The following is a 2,123-nucleotide window of genomic DNA, read 5'->3' on the forward strand; positions in this document are numbered from 1 at the left end:
CCCACGTCCTTGATCCCCGCCTCCGCGCAGTTGCGCGGGCAGCCCGAGACCGCCAGCTTGACCTTGTGCGGCGAATACATCGCCCACAGCGCCCGCTCCAGGTCCTTGCCCATCTGGGTCGAATCCTGCGTGCCGAAGCGGCACCACTCGCTGCCCACGCAGGTCTTCACCGTGCGCAGGCTCTTGGCATAGGCAAAGCCCGAAGGCATGCCGATGTCCTTCCACACCCCCTCCAGGTCTTCCTTCTTCACCCCCAGCAGGTCGATGCGCTGGCCGCCCGTGACCTTGACGGTGGGAATCTTGTACTTGTCCGCCGCATCCGCGATGCGCCGCAGCTCGTTGGGCGTGGTGTGGCCGCCCCACATGCGGGGAATGACCGAGTAGGTGCCGTCCTTCTGGATGTTGGCGTGGCTGCGCTCGTTGATGAAGCGGCTCTGCGGATCGTCCTTGGCTTCCTTGGGCCAGGTGCTGATCAGGTAGTAGTTCACGGCCGGGCGGCAGGTCGCGCAGCCGTTGGGCGTGCGCCAGCCCAGATTGCGATAGACCGCGTCGTGCGTGAGGTAGTGTTCCTTGCGGATGGCATCCCGCACCTCCTGGTGGCTCGCGTCGGTGCAGCCGCACACCGCCTTCTTCTTGGGCGTGGCCGAATAGTCGCCGCCGGCGGTGAACATCAGGATCTGCTCCACCAGCCCGGTGCACGAGCCGCAGCTGGCGCTGGCCTTGGTGTGCTTTTTCACCTCGTCCAGCGTGAACAGGCCCTTTTCCTTGATCGCCTTGCAGATGGTGCCCTTGCTCACGCCGTTGCAGCCGCACACCTCGGCCTCGTCGGGCATGCTGGCGGCCTTGCTGTGGCCCTCGTGGCCGGTGTCGCCGATGTTGGATTCGCCGAACATCAGCTTGTCGCGGATGTCGTGCACGCTGCGCCCGTCGCGCAAGAGCTTGAAGTACCAGCTGCCGTCCACCGTGTCGCCGTACAGGCACGCGCCCACCAGCTTGTCGTCCTTGATCACCAGCTTCTTGTAGACCCCGCCGAAGGGGTCGCTCATGACGATCTCCTCGGTGCCTTCGCCGCCCATGAACTCGCCGGCCGAGAAGAGGTCGATGCCCGTGACCTTGAGCTTGGTGGAGGTGAGCGAGCCCAGGTAGCGCCCGATGCCGAACTGCGCCAGGTGGTTGGCCGCGACCTTGGCCTGCTCGAAGAGGGGGGCCACCAGCCCGTAGGCAATGCCGCGGTGGGCGGCGCATTCGCCCACCGAGTAGATGCGCGCATCGGTCACGGTCTGCATGGTGTCGTTGACCACGATGCCGCGGTGGCAGTGCAGGCGCATCTGCTCGGCCAGCGCGGTGTTGGGGCGGATGCCCACCGCCATGACGACCAGGTCGGCGGCCACCTCGGTGCCGTCCTTGAAGCGGATGGCACGAACGCGCCCACCCTTGCCGTCCTCGGCGTCGCCCACCAGCTCCTGGGTCTGGGCGCCGATGAGGAACGCGAGGCCGCGGTCTTCCAGGGACTTCTGCAAGAGCTTGCCGGCCACGTCGTCCAGCTGGCGCTCCATGAGCCAGGGCATGACGTGCACCACGGTGACGTTCATGCCGCGCAGCATCAGGCCGTTGGCCGCCTCCAGGCCCAAGAGGCCCCCGCCGATGACGACCGCGTGCTTGTGGGTCTTGGCGGTCTCGATCATGTAGTCGGTGTCGGCGATGTCGCGGTAGGCGATGACGCCCTTCAAATCCTTGCCGGGCACGGGGAGCATGAAGGGGTTGGAGCCGGTGCACATCAGGAGGCGGTCGTAGGGGGCTTCGGTGACGGCGCCTTGCGAGTCCACGGCGCGCACGATGCGTTTCACCCGGTCGACTTCGACGACCTTCTTGCCGGCGTGCAGGGTGATGCCGTTGTCCGTGTACCACTCCCAGCTGTTGAGCACGATCTCGTCCACGGTCTGCTCGCCGGCCAGCACGGGCGACAAGAGGATGCGGTTGTAGTTGGGGTGCGGCTCGGCACCGAAGACGGTGATGTCGTACAGGTCCGGGGCGAGCTTCAGGAGCTCCTCCAGCGTGCGCACGCCGGCCATGCCGTTGCCGACCATCACGAGCTTGAGTTTGTGCATGGGGTGGGGCCTTTC

Annotated in this window: 1 protein-coding gene; it reads right to left on the reverse strand. The window is 66.4% G+C overall.

Annotated elements, in window-relative coordinates:
• Positions 1-2,108, reverse strand: a 2,108-nt coding sequence (nirB, locus tag EJI00_RS24725; RefSeq protein WP_148110655.1) for a nitrite reductase large subunit NirB, incomplete at its 3' end; no start/stop codon positions are given.
• Between the last annotated feature and the right edge of the window lie 15 nt (positions 2,109-2,123).

Origin of the sequence: Variovorax sp. DXTD-1, assembly GCF_003984625.1 — a bacterium.
Taxonomy (GTDB): Bacteria; Pseudomonadota; Gammaproteobacteria; order Burkholderiales; family Burkholderiaceae_C; genus Variovorax.